Below are 20,149 nucleotides of genomic sequence, written 5' to 3'. Positions count from 1 at the left end.
CGCCCTCCCGGAGAGACCTCCCCGCCCAGCCCCACAGCCGATCGGTTCCCTCCCGGCCCGCCCCCAACGATCACGGTCTGCGAGCGATGGGAGCCCCGGCCCACCCGGTGGCGGCGACCACCTCCCGCGCGGTGTCCACGACGAGCCGTTCGTCCGTTGCCACGCGCACGGTCCCCGCGGGCGCCGACCGTCCCGTTACGCCCGGCGCTGAAACGGCTTCGGCGGGCGGGTGCGGTGGGGCGGGGCGTCGTAGAGTTCGGGGCAGTGGTGTGCCGAGCGGTGCGGGAGGACCTCATGCGCGAAGACGGCGGACACGGCGGCCCCGAGCCCGCCCGTGGTGCGGGCGAACCCCTGATGCGGGACCTGGTCGGCGCCGCTCTGCGGCGGGCGCGGCTGGAGCAGGGCCGGACCCTCCAGGACGTCGCCGAGGCGGCGCAGGTGTCGCTGCCCTACCTCTCCGAGATCGAGCGGGGGCGCAAGGAGCCCTCCTCCGAGGTGCTGGCCGCCGTGTACCGCGCCCTCGGGCTCCAGTTGGTCGACCTCGTCGGCGACCTCCACATGCGGCTGCGCCTGGCCGCCGCGCCCGCCCCGCTCGGGGCGGGGCGGGCGGGCCGCCCGGGGCCGGTGCCCCGCACCGCGCCCCGCGCCATGGCGCTGGCGGCCTGAGCACCGGCCTCGGGGACGGGTCGCCACGGCCGAACGCGGGCGTCTCGGGCCGCGGTGGGCTGGAGGCCGACCCCGGTCTCAGGCCGCCGCCGCGCGGGGCAGCTCCCTGCTGGTGACCAGGCCGTCGACCAGGCCGTACTCCTTGGCCTGCTCAGCGGTGAAGATCTTGTCCCGGTCGGTGTCCTCCCGCAGGCGCTCAACGCTCTGCCCGGTGTGCTGGGACAGGATCTCCTCGATCTCCGCGCGCACCCGCAGCACCTCGGCCGCGTGGATCTCCAGGTCGGCGGCCTCGCCCTGGCCCTCGCTGGAGGGCTGGTGCAGCAGCACCCGCGAGTGGCGCAGGGCCATGCGCTTGCCCGGCGCGCCCGCCGCCAGCAGGACCGCCGCCGCCGAGGCCGCCTGGCCCATGCACACGGTGGCCACGTCGGCGCGCACGAACTGCATGGTGTCGTAGATGGCCGTCAGCGCCGAGGTCGAGCCGCCCGGCGAGTTGATGTAGAGGTGGATGTCGCGGTCGCTGTTCTCGTGGTCCAGGTGCAGCAGTTGCGCCATGACCACGTTGGCGACCCCGTCGTCGATCGCGGTGCCCAGGAAGACGATGCGCTCCGACAGCAGCCGGCTGAAGACGTCGTAGGAGCGCTCCCCGGTGGGCGTGCGCTCCACCACGTAGGGGACGGTGTACTGGCTCATGCCCGCTCCCCTCCCGCCGCGCCGACACCGGCGGGGGTGCCGAACCCGAACCGGTCGGCGGTGTCGCCGCCCAGTTCGGCGACGCTCTCCACCACCCGGTCCACGAACCCGTACTCGCGGGCCTCCTCGGCGGTGAACCACCGGTCGCGCCGCTGGTCCTCGGCGATGCGCTCCACCGGCTGGCCGGTGTGCTCGGCGGTCAGCTCCTGGAGCCGGCGCTTGGTGTAGGCGAGGTTCTCCGCCTGGATCGCGATGTCGGCGGCCGTGCCGCCCATGCCGCCGGAGGGCTGGTGCATCATGATGCGGGAGTTGGGCAGGGCGAAGCGCTTGCCCCGGGTGCCCGTGCACAGCAGGAACTGGCCCATGCTGCCGGCGAAGCCCATCACCAGCGTCGCCACGTCGTTGGGGATGAACCGCATGGTGTCGTAGACCGCCATGCCGGCGGTGACCGAGCCGCCCGGGCTGTTGATGATCAGCGTGATGTCGCGCTTGGGGTCCTCCTCCGACAGCAGCAGCAGTTGCCCGCAGATTCGGTTGGCGATCGCGTCGTCCACCTGCGCGCCCAGCACCACCATGCGCCCGTGCAGCAGCCGGTGGGCGATCTGGTCCTCGAAGGGCGCGGCGGCCGCCTCGGCGGCCTGCGCCATGGCCCGCGCCGGGCGCGGCCCGGTGCCCAAAGCCGTTGTGAACACATCTCCTCCTCGGGGTGCGGCCCGCCGGCGCCGCCCGATCCGGCGCCGGCCGGGCCGGTCGATCCCCAGCCTGGGCGCCGGAGGGGGCCGGGGGCGAGCGATTCTGCCGGTCGGAGATCTGCTCAGGGCAGACCCGCGAAGCCATAACCCGTTCTGATGCCGCGTTGACCGGCTGTTTGGGTGCTTTCTCCTAGATTCGCAATGGCGGTGCGTTATTGGGCTGTTTCGTTGTGTAGTGCCCGGAGTGCCGTTTTCCGCGTCAGGGGCCGCCGCGCCCGCGCCTGTCTGCTGAGGGCATCATCGGATGGACAAGTCGTTCTGGTCGTCGTCCGCTGTGCGGATGGCCTACCTCGCCGCCATAGCCGGGGTCCTCGTCGCCGTCATGGTGCTGCCGCTCGTCGGCGGGCTCGCGCTCACCGTGCGCGACGGCGCCAGCGGGTTCCTGAACCTGCCCGCCGACATCCACCGGCTGCGCCCGGCCCAGCCCACGCGGCTGGTGGACGTCAACGGCACCACCATCGCCGAGATCGGCGACAAGCGGCGCGACCCGGTGCCGATCGAGGACATCGCGCCGGTGATGGTCGACGCGATCGTGGCCATCGAGGACGAGCGGTTCCACGAGCACAGCGGGGTGGACTTCCGCTCGGTGTTCCGCGCCGCCGTGCGCACCGCGCAGGGCAGCACCCAGGGCGGCTCCACGCTCACCCAGCAGTACGTCAAGAACGTGCTGGTGGAGTCGGCGGGCACCGCCAAGGAGGCCGCCGCCGCGCGCGAGGTCACCCTGAGCAGGAAGGTCCGCGAACTGCGCTATGCCCTCGGCGCCGAGGAGCGGATGTCCAAGCGGGACATCCTGGAGGGCTACCTGAACATCTCCTACTTCGGCAACAGCGTCTACGGGGTCGAGGGCGCCGCCCGGCGCTACTTCTCGGTGTCGGCCAAGGACCTGCGCCTGGAGCAGGCCGCGCTGCTGGCGGGCCTGGTCAAGGGTCCGGCGCTCTACGACCCCCTCACCCGGCCCGAGGAGGCGCGCGACCGCCGCGACACCGTCCTGGACAGCATGGCCCGCACCGGCGCCGTGAGCGAGCAGGAGGCGCGCGCGGCCCAGCGCCGCGACCTCGGCCTGGACCTGTCCCCGCCGCCCACCCCGCCCGGCTGCCACACCAGCGACTACCCCTTCTTCTGCGCCCACGTGCTGTCGTGGGTCGAGGCGCACCCGGGCCTGGGCGACAGCGAGCGCGAGCGCGCCCAGTGGATCCGCCGGGGCGGCCTGACCATCCACACCACCCTGGACGTGCGCATGCAGGAGGCCGCCCAGACCGCCGTGGAGGACTTCGTGCCGCCCACCGACCCCTCGGGCAAGGTCGCGGTGAACGTGCTGGTCGACCCGGCCACCGGCGGCATCCGCGCCATGGCGCAGAACCGCGAGTACGGGTTCGAGGCCGACAAGCCGGGCACGACCTCGGTGAACTTCGCGGTGGACGCCGCCTACGGCGGCTCCTCGGGGTTCCAGGCCGGATCCACGTTCAAGGCGTTCACCATCGCCGCCGCGCTGAAGGCGGGCATGGGGTTCACGACCTCCTTCGACTCCCCCCGCAACGCCACCGTCAAGGGCATGCGCAAGTGCTCGGGGGAGAAGCTGCCGACCTGGCACGTGCGCAACCACGGCGACTCCACCTCCGGCAAGCACGACATGCTGTCGGGCACCCGGCACTCGGTCAACACCTACTTCGCCCAACTCCAGAAGGAGGTCGGACTGTGCGAGACCGCCGAGATGGCGCGCACCCTGGGCGTGGAGCGCGCCGACGGCGAGCCGCTGGCGGAGTGGAACTCCCTCACCCTGGGCGACCAGGAGGTCTCGCCGCTGGCGGTGGCCGGCGCCTACGCGGTGTTCGCGGCGCGCGGGGTGCGCTGCGAGCCGCGCCCGGTCAGCGCGATCTCCGACGGCGTGGGCACCGACCGGCTGGCGCCCGTCTGCGCCCGCGTGCTGCCGCGCGACGTCGCCGACGCCACCGCCCACGTGCTGCGCCAGCCCTTCGCGTCCGGCGGCACCGCCGAGGGGCTGGCCATCGACCGCCCGGTGGCGGGCAAGACCGGCACCACCGACAACGCCGCCGCCGCGTGGTTCGCCGGGTTCACCCCCGACCTGGCGGGCGCCGTGGCCCTGGGCGACCCGCGCGGCGCCACCCGGCACCCGCTGCGCGGCGTGGTGATCGGCGGGCAGTACCACTCGACCGTCTACGGGGGCACCCTGCCCGGCCCCATCTGGCAGGAGACCATGGAGAAGGCGGTCGAGGACATGCCCAAGAGCCGGTTCCCGCGCCCGCCGAAGGGCTTCGAGGGCGGGGAGGACGCCCGGCGGCCCCAGGAGGCGGAGCAGAAGGCGGAGGCGGAAGACCCGGAAGCCCCCGCCGAGGAGTCCGCCGAGATCCCCGACGTGATCGGCCAGGAGCCCGAGGAGGCCGCCGCCGCCCTGGAGGACACCGGACTGCGCCCCGTCGTCGGGGAGGTGACCGTGCCCTCCGACACCGCCGAGGGCCGCGTCGCCTCGACCAACCCGCCCACGGGGTCGCATCTGCCGGAGGGCGCCAAGGTGAACGTCTTCCTCAGTCGCGGCCGCTGAGCCGGGTCCAAGGCCGGTTGGCGCTGAGGCGCGGCGGAGGCCGAGGTCGCCGGACATCGGTTTTCGGGGTGGGCGGCCGGGCCTCCACCTCCCGCCCACCTCGGTGCCCCGCACCCCTGGCCGCGGGGTTCGGGTCACGGCAAAAGCCCTGGTGCGGACCGCCGTGACCGCTACGCTGGCCCCGAACTTCCAGGAGGTCGCGCATGGCCGTCGTTCCCCTCCACTACCGCTTTGACGGGCCTCGGCACGCCCCCGCTGTGCTGCTGCTGGCACCGCCGGGCGTGCGGTGGACACTGTGGGAACCCCAGATGCCGGAACTCACCCGCGTGCTGCGGGTGCTGCGGGTCAACCACCGGGGCCACGGCTCCTCGCCCGCCCCGCCCGGCGACTATCGGCTCGACGACCTCGGCGCCGACGTGCTCGCCCTGCTGGACGAGTGCGGGCTGGACCGGCTGTCCGTCGTCGCCGCCGGACTCGGCGGGCTGCTGGCCACCTGGATCGCGGCGGCCCGGCCCGAGCGCGTCCGGCGCCTCGCCTACCTGGCCGGGGCCGCCGTCGTGCCGCGCACCCAGCCCTGGGCGGCGATCGCGGCCCGCACCCGCGACAGCGGGATGGCGGGGGTGGCCGACGACGTCATGCGCCCCTGGTTCACGCCCGCCTTCGCCGAGGACCGCCCCGACGTGGTCACGCGCCTGGCCGACGACTTCGCCCGGATCGACCCCGCCGGGTTCTCCGGCTGGTGCGCGGCGGTCGCGGGCGCCGACCAGCGCGGCCTGCTGGACCGCGTCCGCGCGCCCGCCCTGGTGGTGGCCGCCGCGCACGACCCGCTGCTGCCGCCCGGCCACGGTCGGCGCCTGGCGGCGGCGCTGCCCTCCGCCCGGTTCGCGTCGGTGACGGGCGCCGCCCACCTCGTGGGCATCGAGCGCGCCGACCGCGTCAACGAACTGCTGATGGCGCACGTCGCGCGCTGACCCGCCGCCCTGCGGCGGCCGCCCGGGCGGGGACTATGATCGCCACGGCGTGCCGGGCTCGGCCCCGGGTCCGGCCCCGCGTTTCCGGGTCCCGGCGCGGGCGCGGCGAAGCCGCCCGCCGTCCGAACCGCCGGTCCGGCCCGCCGGGTCCGCCGCTCCCGTCCGGCCCACCGGCCACCTCGCCGGCCCGATGGCCGGTCGAGCCGCCGGCCACCCACCCGTCCGAGCCCCCCGTCCGATCGTCCGCCCCGATCCGCCGCCGAGGGGAGACACCATGCCCGCCGCCTCCGAGCCCGCCGCCGGGGGTGTGCCGTGGGCCGAGGTCGGCGCGGTGGCGGCGGGCGGGGCGATCGGCGGCGGGGCGCGCGCGGCGGTCGACCTGCTGATGGCGCACGAACCCGGCGCCTGGGCGTGGTCCACGCTGGCCGTCAACTGGACCGGCTGCCTGCTCATGGGCGCGCTGATGACCGTCCTCGCCCTGCGCCGCCCGCGCACCCGCCTGCTGCGGCCCTTCCTCGGCGCGGGCGTGCTGGGCGGGTTCACCACGTTCTCCACCCACACCGCCGACGCGCTGGCGATGGCGGTCGCCGGGGCCGTGCCCGTGGCACTGGGCTACCTCGCGGCGACGCTGCTGGGCGGGCTGGCGGCGGTGTGGGCGGGTGCGGCGGCGGCCGAGCGGCTGTGGGGCCGCCCGTCGGCGGCCGGAGGCTCCGGGAGGCGGACGTGACCGTCCTGCTGGCCGCGCTGGGCGCCGCGATCGGCGCTCCGCTGCGCTACCTCACCGACACGTTCGTGGGCCGGGCGACCGGCTCGGCGCTTCCGTGGGGCACGCTCACCGTCAACGCCGCGGCGTGCCTGCTGCTGGGCGCGGTCACCGCGCTCACCCTGCCCGCGTGGGCGTCGGCGCTGGTGGCGACCGGTGTGCTCGGCGGGCTGTCCACCTACTCCGCGTTCGGCTACGAGACGTTCGCCCTGCTGCGCGCGGGGCGCCGCCTGCTCGCGCTGGCCAACGCGGCGGTGTCGATCGCGGTGGGCCTGGCGGCACTGACGGCGGGCCTGGCCGCGGGCGCCGCGTTCACCGGCTGACGCGGCCGCGCTCCACCGGCCGGGGCGGCGAACCACCACGTCACCACGGTGCCTGTGTCAGAAGATGTCGGGACCGCCCCAGTCGTAGGTGTCGCGGTCGCGCACGGCGGCCAGTTCGTCCTCGGTGAGGATCCGGGGGCCGCCCAGCGCCCGCGCGCCGATGTAGACGCCGCACAGCCACTCCAGCAGGCGGGCGTTGGCCAGCGCCTCCTCCACGTCGGCGCCGATGGCCACGCCGCCGTGGTTGGCCAGCAGCGCGGCGCGCTTGCCCTTGAGGGCCTTGACCAAGTGGTCGGAGAGCTGCCCGGTGCCGTAGGTGGCGTAGTCGGTGACGGGGATCGCCCCGCCCAGGCGGGCGGCGCGGTGGTGCACGGGCGGCAGCTCGGCCAGCGCGGCCGACACCACGGCGGCGTGGTGGCCGTGCGCCTGCACCACGGCCGCCGCGTCGGTGGCGCGGTAGACGGCGGTGTGCAGGATGGTCTCGGCGGAGGGCTCGCGGCGGCCCTCCAGCACTCCGGCGTCGACGGAGAGCACCGGGCAGTCGGCGGGCTCCACGCGGTCCAGCGGGATCCCGGCCGGGGTGACGGCCACCCATTCGCCGCTGCGGACGCTGACACTGCCGCCCTCGTGCTGCGCCAGCCCGGCATCGGCGAGGCGGCGGGCGGTCAGGCACACGTCGCGGCGTTCTTGCTCCAGCAGCATGGTTCCTCGGCAGTCTCCCGGAGCGGCGAGGCGTCCGGGGATGGGGCGGCGGTCACGGCGGCACCCGGTTAGGTTTGCCTAAACTACGGTAACCCGAGCCCCGGTGGTCTTGTCCAGTGCCGGAGCGAGATCCGCCCCACGCCCGGCCGCGCGCCGTCCGAAGCCGAGCCCCCGGCCCGGGGCGGCCGGGGGCTCGTGTCGTCCGCTGCTAGCAGGCGTCGAGGCGGTCGAACCTGCCGGGCCAGACCCACTGGTAGTTCCGGTGGGTGCCGCTGAAGATCGTCTGGCAGGAGAGGTCGGTCGCGTGGGCCAGGACGACCTTGACGCGCACGTCGTAGCCGCAGTCGTTGTACACGGTCAGGTAGTCGGTCGTTCCGCTGTCGTCGAGGCTGGTCACGACGCAGCCGGGGACCGATGCGGCTCGCGGAGCCGACTGGGGGGTGGTCTCTGCGGCGGCGGGGGCGGCCCCCGCCAGGATCGAGGCCGCGACCAGCGCGCTCGCGGCGATCGCTGACGTCTTCCTGAGCATGCGTGTACGCCTTCCGTTCGGCGGTGTGGAGTGACGTGATGGACATTAAGCGGGGGCGGGGGTGCCGCCTAGAGATGTGGCCACACACGGTCACCATATGAATTCACAGAGTTGCTCACTGTGATCACTCCAGCCCCAAAACGGGCAGATCGACCCCTGTTCCCGGCCACCCGGATTGCCCGCCTCCGTCCGCTGATGGGCGGGGCTTCTCGGGGGCGGAAGAGGCTGGTGAGGCCGGTGGCGGCCGCCTTCCCCGGCGGTCCCGCCGCCGCGCCCGGCAGGGGGAACGCCATCTGCTAGAGCGGGGTCGCGCCGTCCCCGGCGGTGCCTCCTCGCGGTCGCGCGCGGGCCGACGGCCCCGGCGGCCCTGCCAAGCGCCGGCGGCCCCAACCGACCCGACGCCTCCGGCGGTCCACCGCGACCGGCCCGCCCTGTGGACAGCGCCGACGCCGCCCGCCGTCCGTGCCGTAGCTTCGTGTGTCGGAACCGTATAGAACGTGCACCGACCGTTTTGTGGCCTTTTCACCAGGGGAGAAGCGTCTCGTGACCCGACCCGACGTACGACTGCCCAGCACCTCCTACCTCGCCGCACCCGGCTCCTCCGCCGCCACCAGCCTCTTCGTTGACGGCGCCTGGCGCCCGGCGGCCAAGGGGCGGGTCCGCGAGGTGGTCAACCCCTACGACGCCTCCGTGCTCACCGTGGTGAGCGAGGCCGGCGCCGAGGACGTCGACGCCGCCGTCGCCGCCGCCCGCGCGGCCTTCGACTCCGGCGGCTGGCGGCGCACCCCCGCCGCCGAGCGCGGCGCGCTGCTCCACCGCGTCGCCGACCTCCTCCAGCGCGACCGCGAGGAGATCGCGCTGATGGAGTCGCTTGACACCGGCAAGACCCTCGAAGAAGGCCGCATCGACGTCGACGACGTCACCGCCGTCTTCCGCTACTACGCCGGGCTGGCCGACAAGGACGCCGGACGCGTCATCGCCGCGCCCGAAGGCGTCTTCAGCCGGGTCGTCTACGAGCCCGTGGGCGTGTGCGCCATGATCACGCCCTGGAACTACCCGCTCCTCCAACTGTCGTGGAAGATGGCGCCGGCGATCGCCGCCGGAAACACCATGGTCGTCAAGCCCAGCGAGGTCACCCCCGTCACCACGTGCAAGCTGTTCGAACTGTGCGCCGAGGCCGGGCTGCCCGCCGGGGTGGCCAACCTCGTGCTGGGCACCGGCGCCGAGGTCGGCGCGGCGATGGTCGAGCACCGCGACGTCGACCTGGTGTCCTTCACCGGCGGCCTGGCCACCGGCACGCGCATCATGGCCGCGGCGGCGGCCACCGTGAAGAAGGTCGCCCTCGAACTCGGCGGCAAGAACCCCAACATCGTCTTCCCCGACGTCGACCTCGACACCGCCGTGGATTACGCCATGGCCGCCGCGTTCTTCCACTCCGGCCAGGTGTGCTCGGCCGGTGCCCGCCTGATCGTGCACGAGGACATCCACGACGCGTTCGTCGCCGAACTCGCCCGCCGCGCCGAGGGCGTGCGGCTGGGCCGGGGCACCGACCCCGGCGTGCAGTGCGGCCCGCTGGTCTCGGCCGAGCACCGCGCCAAGGTCGAGGCCGCCGTCGCGCGCGGCGTCAAGGAGGGCGCCCACCTCGCGGCGGGCGGGCGCCGCCCCGACGACCCCGACCTCGCCGCCGGGTTCTTCTACCGGCCCACCGTCTTCACCGGCTGCCGCGGCGACATGGACATCGTGCAGACCGAGGTGTTCGGCCCGGTCGTCACCGTCGAGACCTTCCGCACCGAGGACGAGGCGATCGCCCTCGGCAACGACACCGACTACGGCCTGGCCGGTGCCGTGTGGACCAACGACCCCGGCCGGGGCGACCGCGTCGCCGCCGCGCTGCGCCACGGCACCGTGTGGATCAACGACTACGGGCCCTACTTCCCGGCCGCCGAATGGGGCGGGTTCAAGCGCTCGGGCGTGGGCCGCGAACTCGGCCAGGCCGGGCTTGACGAATACCGCGAGGCCAAGCACGTCTACCGCAACCTCGACCCCCGCCCCCAGCGCTGGTTCGACTGACCCGGAGACCGGCCCCGTCCGCCGTCCTACCGGCCACGACCCGCCACCACGCTCCACCACCGCCCGCGCCGGGGCGCGCCCGCCCGGGCGCGGCCGGCCGTGCCGACCCCACCGTCGAACGGGGTGGTCCATGACCGGGCCGAGCGGGCGGGCAACCGGGCGGGCGGGCGAGCACCCGGGCGGGCGAGCGAGCAGGCAGGCAGGCAACCGGCCGGGCGGGCGGTCCGTCACCGCGGTTCGGAGGCGGCGTCCCGATCTCCGCCGTCGACGTCCTCGGTGCTGACGCGCCGCCCGGTCGGCTCCGGGCCGGACCGCAGCGCACCCGTGGGGTCGCGCTCGTCGTCGGTGGCGTCGTCGCGGTCGGTCGAGCGGGACAGCTCCGCCCATCTCTCGTCACTGGCCAGCAGGGCGCGGGCGGCGCCGGTGGCGTAGGTGTACGCCTCGCTGCCGGTCAGCAGCCGCACCGGAGGCTCGTCCATGTCGGCGACCCGGAGCACGACCCGCGCGACCTTGGCGGTGTCGCCGAGCGGGCGGCCGGCGCCGTACATCGCGGCGGCGGCGCCGACGGTGGCCCGATAGGGCTCGCTCACCGGCGGGACGGCCATCGACGACCCGGCCCAGTCGGTGTCCATGCCACCAGGCTCGATCGCGGTGACCTTGACGCCGAGCGGCGCGACCTCAAGGGCCAGCACCTGGCTGAATCCGCTGACGGCCCACTTGGCCGACTGGTAGGCGGCCAGCCCCGGGGTGGCGAGGCGGCCGCCCACCGAGCTGATGTTGATGACGTGGCCGCCGCCGCGCTCGCGCAGGGCGGGCAGCGCCGCGCGGGTGGTGTGGACGGTGCCGAAGAACACCGTCTCGACCTGGTCGCGGAACGACTCCTCGGTGGCGTCCTCGACCGCTTCCACGTTGGCGTAGCCGGCGTTGTTGACCAGCACGTCCAGGCCCCCGAAGGCGTCGCGGGCGAGCGCGACGGCCGCGTCCGCCCGCGCGCGGTCCGTGACGTCGTGGGCGATGGCGCGCAGCGTGCGGGGATACCGTTCGGCCAGGTCGGCGAGGGTTCCGGGGCGGCGGGCGGTGGCGACGACGCGGTCGCCGCGATCGAGGGCGGCGTGGACGACGGCGCGGCCGAGGCCGCGGGAGCTTCCGGTGACGAGCCAGACGGTCACGGTGGTCCCTTTCCGGGATGGGTCAGCGGGCGCGGAGCGCGCCGGCGAAGGCGGCGGCCAGGTGGTCGCCGAGGAGGGTGATGGCTTCCCGGGCGGTCCCGGCGGGCTCGGTGTGGGTGAAGCCGTGGTCGACACCGGCGAACTCACGGTGGGTGACCCGCACGCCCTTCGCGGCGAGGTCGGCGGCAAGGGCGTTGGACTCGTGCCTGAGCGTGTCGAACTCGGCGGTCTCGATGAGGGTGGGGGGAAGTTCGGCGAGGCGCGGGTGCAGCGCGGGCGAGGCGAGCGGCGTGTCGAGCGGCGCGTCCTTGAAGTAGGTCGCGCGGACCAGGCGCATGAGGCTCGGCGCGACCACGGGGTTCCGCTTCGCGCTGGTGCGGGTCGAGTCGGGGCGCGACATGTCGGCGACTCCGTACTCGCTGGACACCGCGAGCGGAACGGGGTAGCCCTCGTCGATCGCCGTCAGCGCCACGTTGAGGGCGAGCTTGCCGCCCGCGCTGGCGCCGCCGACCGTGACCCGGTCGCCGTCCCACCCCATCCGCGCGCCGTGCTCGCGCACCCACCGGTAGGCGTCGTAGCTCTCCTCCTCCGAGACCGGGAACCGCACCGCCGGAGCGGTGTCGTAGTCGGGGATCACCACGTAGCAGCCGACCTCGCTGGCGAGGTAGCGGGCCACGTTGTCCTCCTGCTCGGGCACCCGGATGATGAACGCGCCGCCGTGCGTGATCAGGTGCACGGGCGGCAGGTGCCCGGCGTCCTTCTGGGCGGCGATGTCGGCGGCGGTGGGGGCGTAGACGATCGTGCGCAGGTCGCCGTGGCGGGTGGGGATGCGGACCGTCGTCGGCCGCGCGATGGGCCGGGTGGCGAACCGCACCTTCGGTGACGCGTACATGAGGCGGTGCATCAGCGGGAACACCGCCTGGAACATGCGCGCCCGCCGCGCGGCACGGCGGTCGATCACGGGGTCGTTGCGGGGCATGGGCTGCTCCTCGGAGCGAAGTTTCTAACCGTTTAGTTGACTGGACTCGCGCCGACTGTAGGTCGCACGTCCAAATCCGTCAAATAACCGGTTAGTTGATACGCTCGACGGCATGATCAGAGACGCCGAGGCCACCCGGGCCCGCCTGCTCGCCGCGGCCCGCCGGGAGTTCGCCGCCTACGGCATCGCCGGAGCGCGCGTGGACCGCATCGCCGCCGAGGCGAACAGCAACAAGGCGCAGATCTACCACTACTTCGGCAACAAGGACGGCCTGTTCGACGCCGTGTTCACCGGGATCGTGGAGCAGGTGGTGACCGGTATCCCGCTCGACGTCGACGACCTGCCCGGCTACGCCGTGAAACTCGCCCGGGGGTACGACGAGCACCCCGACATCCTCCGGCTCAGCACCTGGCACCGCCTCGAACGCGGCGACTCGGCCCTGGTCGAGGCCGCCGTCCGCAGCAACCAGACCAAGGTCGACCAGATCGCCGCCGCCCAGCGGGAAGGCAGACTGACCACCCACTACCCGCCCGGCGTGCTCCTCGCCCTGGTCCTCCACACAGCCGCCGTGTGGGCGTCCACCCCCGACGAGCTCGCCGGCGTCATCGGCCCGACATCCCCGGAAACCCGCCACCGCCTCGTCCACGACGCGGTGCGGGCCCTCCTGTCGGCCTAGCCCGCCGGTGCGCGTCCTCCGGGTGACACCGCGACGCGCGAGCGGGTGGTTCCCGGCCGCACGGGTGCGGCACGGTCAGAAGCGGCCGGGGACCAGCGAATACAGTTTCGCGATGTTGGCGGCGGCCGAATCGGTCCGGCCGACGAAACCGCTGCGCGGGTTGAGCCTGAGCGTGCTCCCATCGGCCCGGCGGACCGTCACGTAGGCGTTGCCGGTGTTGACGCCGCTCGTCAGCCAGACCTCGTAACCGCCCTTGAGCGCGACCCGGTCCAGCGGGTCGGCCCACAGCAGCCCCTTGTCCGTGATCGACCAGTAGCCGCTCTTGACCAGGATGAGCCGGTGATCGGTCACGCCGACCACCCGTCGCCCGAAACCACCCCCGGTGTAGGCGGAGAACGCGGCGCGGACCTCTTCGTCGCGTTCGGTGTAGCGGGCCACGATGCGGTGTTCGTCAGATGCCACAGACGCCATGGGTGGGCTCCACATGAACGGACAGAACTGGCGGAGATCCTACGCGTCCGCGCCGCGCGCCGCGCCGCCCCGGCATGGGGTCCGGGGCGGCGCGGCGCGGAAGCGGTGGTGCCGACGGGAATCAGTCCTGGTCAGCGGTCCCGGCGGTGTCCTCGGCCGGGCCGGCGGCGGCCCGGCGGCGGCGCGACAGGTACATCGCGCCGGCGCCGCCGCCGATCGCGGCCACGGCCGCGGCCACCAGGCCGCCCAGCGCGGGGCCGGTCAGGGGAAGGCCGCCGGCGGCGCCGGTGTCGTCGCCGGGCGCGGGCGCGGCCTGGTCGTCGGGCGTGGCCGTGCCGCCGGTCGAGGGGGACGGCGAGGGCTCGGCCGAAGGCTTGGGGTCCTCACCCTCGGGGTCCTCCTCCTCGCCGCGCTGCTCGTCGTCGTCGCCGGGCGGCTGCTCTCCGTCGCCGCCGTCACCGGGCTTGCCGGGGTCGCCGTCGGAGATCTTCTCGACGCAGTCCGCTTCGGCGATGCCCAGCACCGACACCGCGTTCCCGCAGATGTCGACCGCAGCCTCGACCGGGATGTTCACCTGGTTGCCGCTGGCGACCCCGCCCGACCCGTCGGTGGTGGGCGCGTCGTCTCCGGAGGACTCGGCGGACTCCTCCTCGATGGCGTTGACGATGGTGGTGCACTCGGCGCTGGAGGCGCCCAGCACGGCGATGGAGTTGCCGCAGACGTTGACCGCGACGTCGACGGGGATGTTGATCTGGTTGCCGCTGGCGATCCCGCCCGACCCGTCGGTGCTGGGGCCGTCCTCGGACTCCTCGGCCAGCTTCTCCACCACGGTGACGCAGTCGGCCTTGGCGATCCCGCCGATGGCGGCGGAGTTGCCGCAGACGTCCAGCGCGACGTCGACGGGGATGTTGATCTGGTTGCCGCTGGCGATCCCGCCCGACCCGTCGGTGCTGGGGCCGTCCTCCTGCCCCGCGCCGCTGGCGGCGTAGAGGACCTCGGAGACGCGGTCGCAGTCGGCCTGGGAGATCCCCAGCACCGCCAGCGCGTTGCCGCACAACTGCGCGCGGATGTCGGCGGGGACGTTGACCTGGTTGCCGCTGCCGACCCCGCCCGACCCGTCGGTCTGGGGACTGGCGAAGGCGGCGGCGGGCGCTGCGCTGAGGAGCCCCGCGGTCAGCAGGGAGGCGGTCAGATAGGTGTACTGCTTGCGCATATTTCGGCGTGACCTTTCGCGGACGCGAACACGTTGGGCGTTCGATCTGTGTCGAAGCGTCACCACGGGCGGGCGCAGTGCGGCACGGCGCGGCCCGCGGGCAGAGGATGGTGCTTCAGGCGGCACCGACCCGGCGGCCTGTCGGCGCCCGTTCGCGGGCGGCGGCCGTGGGGCGGCGGAAAGATCGACTCGTCGGGACACCGGGGTCCCCCACGAGCGTGTCACCTTGCCGCTCGTGAGTCACGCTAGCAGCTTTGGCCTTCCTGTCAGGCGTTTTGCAAAAAATCCACCCATACCAACAGGGGCGGGGACTGGCCGAACGACACGCTCCGTGATCCCTGTTGACGCACGCGCGCCAGCCTTCCGGCTCCCATAAGCCCGACATTTTTCGCCAAACAGGACAAGACAACGTGGCTCTTTCGCCCATGCCCGCCGAATGCGGGGAATCAGGGCCTTACGCCTGGTGAGCAACAAAAAGGTCACGAGCGAAATCCGCCGATCACCCGGCGTGGCGGGGCGCACCTCCAGCCACTCGCCCCGCCCTCACGCCGGCGCGTCTCCCCCTTCTCTCCCTGTACGGAAAAGCCCCGGGCGCGGACCGAGGGTCCGCGCCCGGGGCGGGCGGCCGGGCTCAGCGCGCGCGGCGCCGAGCAGGGTGCCGGGGGCAGGCGATCAGCCGGTCAGGGCGTCAGGACTCCACGCCCAGGCCCTTGGCCACGCCGGCGCCGAGGTCGGGGTGGACGTTGGTCCAGTACTCCACGACGCGCTTCTTCATGTCGGCGGTGACCTCGGGGGCCGAGGCGTGGCCGACGATGTTGCTCACCATGTTGGCGCGCTCGGGCTCCGACAGGACGTTCTCCCACAGGGCGCGGGGCTGGCCGAAGTCGTCGTCCTCCTTGTGCAACTCGTAGGCCGAGCGCACGATCTCGCCGGAGACCTGGTAGCCCTCGGCCTCGTAGAGGTCGACCGCCGCGGCGGGGCCGCCCACGGTGTTGGGCGCGTAGACCGGGTCCACGCCGTTGCGGTAGGCCATCGGGCCGTCGAAGTTGTAGCTGCGGACCTCGACCTTGGGCTGGTTGACCGGCAACTGGAGGTAGTTCGGGCCGATGCGGTACCGGTGGGCGTCGGGGTAGGAGAACAGCCGCCCCTGGAGCATCTTGTCGGGGCTGCCGCTGATACCCGGGACCAGGTTGGAGGGCTCGAAGCCGGCCTGCTCGATCTCGGCGAAGTAGTTCGAGGGGTTGCGGTTCAGGGTGAACCGGCCGATCGTGATCTCCGGGTAGTCGCTGTGCGGCCACACCTTGGTGAGGTCGAACGGGTTGAACCGGTAGTCGACGGCGTCCTCGAACGGCATGATCTGGACGTTGACGGTCCAGGAGGGGTAGTCGCCGCGCTCGATCGCCTGCCACAGGTCGCGGCGGTGGGCGTCGGGGTCCTCGGCCTCGATGGCCTTGGCCTCGCCGGCGGTGAGGTTCTCGATGCCCTGCTCGGTCTTGAAGTGGTACTTGACCCAGAACTTCTCGCCGTTGGCGTTGTACCACATGAAGGTGTGGCTGCCGAAGCCGTGCATGTGGCGCCAGCTCTTGGGGGTGCCGCGGTCGGTCATCAGGAACGACACCTGGTGCGCCGACTCCGGGTTCAGCGTCCAGAAGTCCCACTGCATGTTGTTGTCGCGCAACTGGTTGTCGGCGCGGCGCTTCTGCGAGTGGATGAAGTCGGAGAACTTCGAGGGGTCGCGGATGAAGAAGATCGGCGTGTTGTTGCCGACGATGTCGTAGTTGCCGTGCTCGGTGTAGAACTTCAGGGCGAACCCGCGGGGGTCGCGCGCGGTGTCGGCGCTGCCCAGCTCGCCGGCCACGGTGGAGAAGCGCAGCAGCAGCGGGGTCTTCTTGCCCTTCTGGAAGAGGTCGGCCTTGGTGTAGGCGCTGACGTCCTCGGTGATCTCCATCTCGCCGAAGGCGCCGCCGCCCTTGGCGTGCACGACGCGCTCGGGCACGCGCTCGCGGTTGAAGTGGGCCATCTTCTGGATGAGGAAGTGGTCCTGGAGCAGCAGCGGCCCGTTGGGGCCGACCGACTGCGACAAACCATCGCTGGGCGCCGGGTGGCCGGCGTCGTCCGTGCTGTAGGGAACGCTCACTGCTCGCACCTTTCAAGAATGCTCAAAGCTGCCTCGGGATCGGCGCATGGCCGAGGGGCCGCACCGTGCCGCCTCGGGCGGGGGGCGGGTGGAATCAGGACGCGCCGTGCGCCCGCCGCGCGGGCGGGCGGTCGGGAGGCGCGCCGTGCTCCTGGCATTGCGGACAGACGCCCCAGAACACCACTTCGGCTTCCTCGACCACGAAGCCGTGGGTCTGCGAGGGCTCCACGCACGGGGCCTCGCCGACCACGCAGTCGATGTCGCTGACCTCGCCGCAGGAGCGGCAGACCAGGTGGTGGTGGTTGTCCCCGACCCGGGCCTCGAACCGCGCGGGCGAACCCGCCGGCTCGATGCGCCGCAGGAGGCCGGCTCTGGTGAGCGCGTGCAGCCCGTCGTAGACGGCCTGGGTCGAGACGTGGCCGACCGCACCCCGCACGCCGCGCGCGATGCGTTCGGCGTCGAGGTGGTTGCCGGACCGGACCTGCTCCAGGATGGCCACCCGTGCCGCGGTGACCCGGAGTCCGGCCGATCGGAGATCATCGGCGACGTTGTCCATGGTGATCACTCTACGACACAGACTGGAATGATTCAAGAAAACGAGTGATTCCAGTCGGGGGCGTTGGGCAAGGCTTCACCAGGAGTTTTCCGGCCCGCCGGACGGGCCGCGCGGGAGCCGCCGCCACCGGCGGCACCGGCGGGGCGACGCATCGTAAGCGCACCTTTTCATAACACGCCTGTGGCGCGGCGGGACGCCGACGTATCCTCGCCGTGGCCGCTCCCGTGCACCGGGAACCGGCCGTGCCGGTCGCGCCCGCTCCGCGACGACCCCACGCGGCGGCCCCTGGCCGCCCATCCCCCTGGAGCGACCATGGACCGACCCTCCCCCGCCCGGCCGACAGCCCCGCCGTCCGCGCGGCCGCCCGTCAGACCGACCGCCCGGCCGGCCACCCGGCGCGTCGTCCTGCGCGCGGGCGCGGCCTTCGCCGCCGCCGCGCTGGCCACCTCCTGCTCCTCCTCCGGCGGGCAGGGCGGCGACGGGTCGGGCGGCGGCGACCAGGCCGCCGGGCGCGACGCGCCCCCGCCCAGCTCCTCGCCCCCGGCCTCGGGCTCGCCCTCCGCCGACCCGGGCCGGATCACCGTCGCCGTGGGCGGCGACGTCCACTTCGAGGGCGAACTGGCCCAGCGCCTGGCCGCCGACCCCGAGACGGCGCTGGGGCCCTCCATCGCCGACACCCTCTCGGCCGCCGACGTGGCCGTGGTCAACCTGGAGACCGCCGTCACCGAGGGCGGCACCCGGGCGCCGGGCAAGGAGTACGCGTTCCGCGCGCCCGCCACCGCCTTCACCGCGCTGGCCTCGGCGGGCGTCGACGTCGCGTCGCTGGCCAACAACCACGGCATGGACTTCGGGGCCGAGGGCCTGGCCGACACCCTGGCCGAGGCCGAGGCCGCCGGGTTCCCCCTGGTCGGCGCCGGGCACAACGCGGCGGAGGCGTACGCCCCGCATCTGGTCGAGACCGGCGCCGGAACCGTCGCGGTGATCGGCGCCAGCGACGTCCTGGACGAGCACCTGATCGCCGAGTGGACCGCCACCGACACCCGGCCCGGTCTGGCGTCGGCGAAGTACGAGCAGCGCGCCCGCCTGGTGGACGCGGTCGCGGCGGCGGCGAAGGAGGCCGACGTCGTGGTGGTCTACCTGCACTGGGGCCTGGAGGGCGAGCACTGCCCGCTGCCGCACGCCCCCGAACTGGCGCGTGCGCTGGTGGAGGCGGGCGCCGACGCGGTCGTCGGCGGCCACGCCCACGTCCTGTCCCCCGGCGGCTACACGGGCGGCGCCTACGTCCACTACGGCCTGGGCAACTTCGCGTTCTACAACTACGCGGACGCCACCGCCGAGACCGGCGTGCTCACCCTGGAGTTCGAGGACGGCCGCGCGGTCGGGGACACCTGGACCCCCGCCCGGATCGAGGGCGGCGTGCCCGTGCCCTACGAGGGCGCGGAGGCCAAGGACGCCCTGGCCGCCTGGGAGGGGCTGCGCGCGGAGTGCGGCGGCCTGGACCTCGCCCCGGCGCCGGAGGGCGGCGCGACGGAGGGGACCGACGACGCGGTCGAGGCCGGGTAGGCGACCGGTTCCCGGGGCGGAGGGAATCTTCCCGGGCGGGGGACCGCGACGGGGGCGGCGGGCGGCCCGACGACCGCCCGCCCGAGCCGCCCACCCGCCGCACCGCCTAGGAGCCGGCGTGCTCCGCCAGCACCGCGTCGATCTCCGCCGTCAGCTCCCGCTTCGCCGACTCCTCCAGGTACGACGCGGCCACCCCGTTGCGCGCCAGCGCCGCCAGCGCCGAGGCGTCCAGGCCCAGCCGGGCCGCCGTGCGGTACTCGTTGGTGAGGTCGGTGCCGAACATGGTGGGGTCGTCGCTGTTGAGGGTGACCACCAGCCCCGCCTCCACCATGCGCGGCAGGGGGTGGTCGCCGATGGCGGCGATCGCGCCGGTGCGCAGGTTGGAGGTGGGCGAGACGTCCAGGGGCACCCGCTCCGCCACCAGCCGGGCCACCAGGTCGGCGTCGCGCATGGCGTCGATCCCGTGCCCGATGCGCTCGGCGCCCAGCAGGTCCAGCGCCTCGCGGACCCGCTCGGGCCCGCCGTGCTCGCCGGCGTGGGGCAGGCTGTGCAGCCCGGCCGCCCGCGCGCGGGCGAACAGGTGGGCCACCGGCGCGAAGGGCGCCTCGATCCCGCCCACGCCGAACCCCACCACGCTCTCGGGCCCCTCGGCCAGCACCGCCTCCAGGGTCTGCTCGGCGACCTCGGGGCCGTAGTCGCTGGGGTAGTCGGGGATCCAGCGCAGCCGGATCCCGTGCTCGCGCTCGGCCTCGATTCGGCCGCGCTCGATGCCCGCGAACACCGTCCGCGCGGGCACCCCGCGCATCAGGTGGCCGTAGAGGCTGACGTGGACCTCGGCGTAGCGCACGTTCTGCGCGGCCAGCCGGGCGGCCACGTCGGCGGCCAGCAGGGCGAAGTCCTCCTCGTCCACCAGGGTGTGCACCGAGGCCAGGTAGACGTCCACGAAGTGCGGGAAGTCGCGGAAGGCGTACCAGTCGCGCACCTCCTCCAGGGTGCCCGGCAGGGTCGCCACCTCGTGCTTGCGCGCGAGCCGCAGCAGCAGCTCCGGCCGCATCGAGCCCTCCAGGTGGACGTGCAGCTCGACCTTGGGCAGGGCGCGGATGAACGCCTCGGTGTCGAGGCCGGATGGGGTGGTGGTCAGATCCATGGCGGCGACGCTACGCAGGCGGCCCCCCGCGCGCCAAGGCGCGGCCCCGGCATTTGACGTTGATTCGTCTGATTGACCATGCTTCCAGAGCGCCGTGCCCCCGCGCGCTCCGGCTGCGCAGTTACCCGCCGTACGCGACTGGCCATATCCGGACAGCCGCCGATCAGCGCCGGCTCAGCAGGAATTCAATGGGAACCGTTTGAACGCGGAAG

19 protein-coding genes are annotated in these 20,149 nt (G+C 73.8%); 8 read left to right on the top strand and 11 right to left on the bottom strand.

Annotated features, from left to right (window positions below):
* Positions 1 to 294: 294 nt before the first annotated feature.
* A complete protein-coding gene (locus tag LG943_RS16375) occupies positions 295 to 666 on the top strand; it encodes a helix-turn-helix domain-containing protein (RefSeq protein ID WP_270073152.1) in 372 nt (123 codons plus the stop codon).
* A gap of 78 nt (positions 667 to 744) precedes the next feature.
* Here the strand turns inward: LG943_RS16375 and LG943_RS16370 are convergent, their stop codons facing one another.
* Entirely contained in the window at positions 745 to 1,356 is a 612-nt protein-coding gene (locus LG943_RS16370; RefSeq protein ID WP_270073151.1) for an ATP-dependent Clp protease proteolytic subunit, read from the bottom strand.
* On the bottom strand, positions 1,353 to 2,003 hold the full coding sequence (locus LG943_RS16365) for a ClpP family protease (RefSeq protein WP_270073193.1): 651 nt from the start codon (positions 2,001 to 2,003) through the stop codon (positions 1,353 to 1,355). The genes LG943_RS16370 and LG943_RS16365 overlap by 4 nt, the downstream gene beginning before the upstream one ends.
* 349 nt (positions 2,004 to 2,352) lie before the next feature.
* On the opposite strand from LG943_RS16365, the gene LG943_RS16360 reads away from it, so the two are divergent.
* From LG943_RS16360 to LG943_RS16345, 4 genes are all read left to right on the top strand, one after another.
* A complete protein-coding gene (locus LG943_RS16360) occupies positions 2,353 to 4,668 on the top strand; it encodes a transglycosylase domain-containing protein (RefSeq protein WP_270073150.1) in 2,316 nt (771 codons plus the stop codon).
* A 203-nt stretch (positions 4,669 to 4,871) separates the two neighbouring features.
* On the top strand, positions 4,872 to 5,639 hold the full coding sequence (locus tag LG943_RS16355; RefSeq protein WP_270073149.1) for an alpha/beta fold hydrolase: 768 nt from the start codon (positions 4,872 to 4,874) through the stop codon (positions 5,637 to 5,639).
* A gap of 274 nt (positions 5,640 to 5,913) precedes the next feature.
* Positions 5,914 to 6,366, top strand: a complete 453-nt coding sequence (locus LG943_RS16350) for a fluoride efflux transporter FluC (protein ID WP_270073148.1) — start codon at positions 5,914 to 5,916, stop codon at positions 6,364 to 6,366.
* Positions 6,363 to 6,725, top strand: coding sequence for a fluoride efflux transporter FluC (locus LG943_RS16345; protein ID WP_270073147.1), 363 nt, complete (start codon positions 6,363 to 6,365; stop codon positions 6,723 to 6,725). Before LG943_RS16350 ends, LG943_RS16345 begins: the two co-directional genes overlap by 4 nt.
* 57 nt (positions 6,726 to 6,782) lie before the next feature.
* On the opposite strand, the gene LG943_RS16340 is transcribed toward LG943_RS16345, so the two are convergent.
* Both LG943_RS16340 and LG943_RS16335 read right to left on the bottom strand, forming a co-directional pair.
* Complete coding sequence (locus LG943_RS16340) at positions 6,783 to 7,427, bottom strand: class II aldolase/adducin family protein (RefSeq protein ID WP_270073146.1); 645 nt, start codon at positions 7,425 to 7,427, stop codon at positions 6,783 to 6,785.
* Positions 7,428 to 7,635: 208 nt separating this feature from the next.
* The gene (locus LG943_RS16335) at positions 7,636 to 7,956 is read right to left on the bottom strand and encodes a hypothetical protein (RefSeq protein WP_270073145.1); all 321 of its coding nucleotides are present in this window, start codon (positions 7,954 to 7,956) and stop codon (positions 7,636 to 7,638) included.
* 564 nt (positions 7,957 to 8,520) lie between these two features.
* On the opposite strand from LG943_RS16335, the gene LG943_RS16330 reads away from it, so the two are divergent.
* The gene (locus LG943_RS16330; protein ID WP_408648600.1) at positions 8,521 to 10,026 is read left to right on the top strand and encodes an aldehyde dehydrogenase family protein; all 1,506 of its coding nucleotides are present in this window, start codon (positions 8,521 to 8,523) and stop codon (positions 10,024 to 10,026) included.
* 227 nt (positions 10,027 to 10,253) lie between these two features.
* On the opposite strand, the gene LG943_RS16325 is transcribed toward LG943_RS16330, so the two are convergent.
* A complete protein-coding gene (locus LG943_RS16325; protein ID WP_270073143.1) occupies positions 10,254 to 11,195 on the bottom strand; it encodes an SDR family NAD(P)-dependent oxidoreductase in 942 nt (313 codons plus the stop codon).
* 22 nt (positions 11,196 to 11,217) lie between these two features.
* Positions 11,218 to 12,174, bottom strand: a complete 957-nt coding sequence (locus LG943_RS16320; RefSeq protein ID WP_270073142.1) for an alpha/beta hydrolase — start codon at positions 12,172 to 12,174, stop codon at positions 11,218 to 11,220.
* A gap of 112 nt (positions 12,175 to 12,286) precedes the next feature.
* Here LG943_RS16320 and LG943_RS16315 point away from each other — a divergent pair, with 112 nt between their 5' ends.
* Complete coding sequence (locus LG943_RS16315; protein WP_270073141.1) at positions 12,287 to 12,850, top strand: TetR family transcriptional regulator; 564 nt, start codon at positions 12,287 to 12,289, stop codon at positions 12,848 to 12,850.
* Positions 12,851 to 12,925: 75 nt separating this feature from the next.
* Here the strand turns inward: LG943_RS16315 and LG943_RS16310 are convergent, their stop codons facing one another.
* The 4 genes from LG943_RS16310 to LG943_RS16295 all read right to left on the bottom strand — a co-directional run bounded on the left by LG943_RS16310 (position 12,926) and on the right by LG943_RS16295 (position 17,227).
* A complete protein-coding gene (locus LG943_RS16310) occupies positions 12,926 to 13,312 on the bottom strand; it encodes a hypothetical protein (protein WP_270073140.1) in 387 nt (128 codons plus the stop codon).
* 130 nt (positions 13,313 to 13,442) lie between these two features.
* Entirely contained in the window at positions 13,443 to 14,534 is a 1,092-nt protein-coding gene (locus LG943_RS16305; RefSeq protein ID WP_270073139.1) for a chaplin, read from the bottom strand.
* A gap of 688 nt (positions 14,535 to 15,222) precedes the next feature.
* The gene (locus LG943_RS16300; RefSeq protein WP_270073138.1) at positions 15,223 to 16,671 is read right to left on the bottom strand and encodes a catalase; all 1,449 of its coding nucleotides are present in this window, start codon (positions 16,669 to 16,671) and stop codon (positions 15,223 to 15,225) included.
* Between the two features lie 94 nt (positions 16,672 to 16,765).
* Positions 16,766 to 17,227 (bottom strand): Fur family transcriptional regulator, encoded by a 462-nt coding sequence (locus tag LG943_RS16295; protein ID WP_270073137.1) that lies wholly within the window; start codon positions 17,225 to 17,227, stop codon positions 16,766 to 16,768.
* Between the two features lie 312 nt (positions 17,228 to 17,539).
* On the opposite strand from LG943_RS16295, the gene LG943_RS16290 reads away from it, so the two are divergent.
* Positions 17,540 to 18,790, top strand: a complete 1,251-nt coding sequence (locus LG943_RS16290) for a CapA family protein (RefSeq protein ID WP_270073136.1) — start codon at positions 17,540 to 17,542, stop codon at positions 18,788 to 18,790.
* 106 nt (positions 18,791 to 18,896) lie between these two features.
* On the opposite strand, the gene add is transcribed toward LG943_RS16290, so the two are convergent.
* Positions 18,897 to 19,937, bottom strand: coding sequence for an adenosine deaminase (gene add / locus LG943_RS16285; protein WP_270073135.1), 1,041 nt, complete (start codon positions 19,935 to 19,937; stop codon positions 18,897 to 18,899).
* Between the last annotated feature and the right edge of the window lie 212 nt (positions 19,938 to 20,149).

The organism is Streptomonospora mangrovi (genome assembly GCF_027604915.1).
GTDB classification, from domain to species: Bacteria; Actinomycetota; Actinomycetes; order Streptosporangiales; family Streptosporangiaceae; genus Streptomonospora; species Streptomonospora mangrovi.
This window is presented reverse-complemented; position numbering and strand designations above follow the sequence as displayed.

Bases quoted from the DNA above. Each gene is read 5' to 3' on its own strand.
- LG943_RS16355 (WP_270073149.1), top strand. From the start codon at position 4,872: ATGGCCGTCGTTCCCCTCCACTACCGCTTTGACGGGCCTCGGCACGCC.
- LG943_RS16290 (WP_270073136.1), top strand. From the start codon at position 17,540: ATGGACCGACCCTCCCCCGCCCGGCCGACAGCCCCGCCGTCCGCGCGG.
- LG943_RS16315 (WP_270073141.1), top strand. From the start codon at position 12,287: ATGATCAGAGACGCCGAGGCCACCCGGGCCCGCCTGCTCGCCGCGGCC.
- add (WP_270073135.1), bottom strand. From the start codon at position 19,937: ATGGATCTGACCACCACCCCATCCGGCCTCGACACCGAGGCGTTCATC.
- LG943_RS16370 (WP_270073151.1), bottom strand. From the start codon at position 1,356: ATGAGCCAGTACACCGTCCCCTACGTGGTGGAGCGCACGCCCACCGGG.
- LG943_RS16295 (WP_270073137.1), bottom strand. From the start codon at position 17,227: ATGGACAACGTCGCCGATGATCTCCGATCGGCCGGACTCCGGGTCACC.
- LG943_RS16305 (WP_270073139.1), bottom strand. From the start codon at position 14,534: ATGCGCAAGCAGTACACCTATCTGACCGCCTCCCTGCTGACCGCGGGG.
- LG943_RS16340 (WP_270073146.1), bottom strand. From the start codon at position 7,427: ATGCTGCTGGAGCAAGAACGCCGCGACGTGTGCCTGACCGCCCGCCGC.
- LG943_RS16360 (WP_270073150.1), top strand. From the start codon at position 2,353: ATGGACAAGTCGTTCTGGTCGTCGTCCGCTGTGCGGATGGCCTACCTC.
- LG943_RS16365 (WP_270073193.1), bottom strand. From the start codon at position 2,003: ATGGCGCAGGCCGCCGAGGCGGCCGCCGCGCCCTTCGAGGACCAGATC.
- LG943_RS16350 (WP_270073148.1), top strand. From the start codon at position 5,914: ATGCCCGCCGCCTCCGAGCCCGCCGCCGGGGGTGTGCCGTGGGCCGAG.
- LG943_RS16335 (WP_270073145.1), bottom strand. From the start codon at position 7,956: ATGCTCAGGAAGACGTCAGCGATCGCCGCGAGCGCGCTGGTCGCGGCC.
- LG943_RS16375 (WP_270073152.1), top strand. From the start codon at position 295: ATGCGCGAAGACGGCGGACACGGCGGCCCCGAGCCCGCCCGTGGTGCG.
- LG943_RS16320 (WP_270073142.1), bottom strand. From the start codon at position 12,174: ATGCCCCGCAACGACCCCGTGATCGACCGCCGTGCCGCGCGGCGGGCG.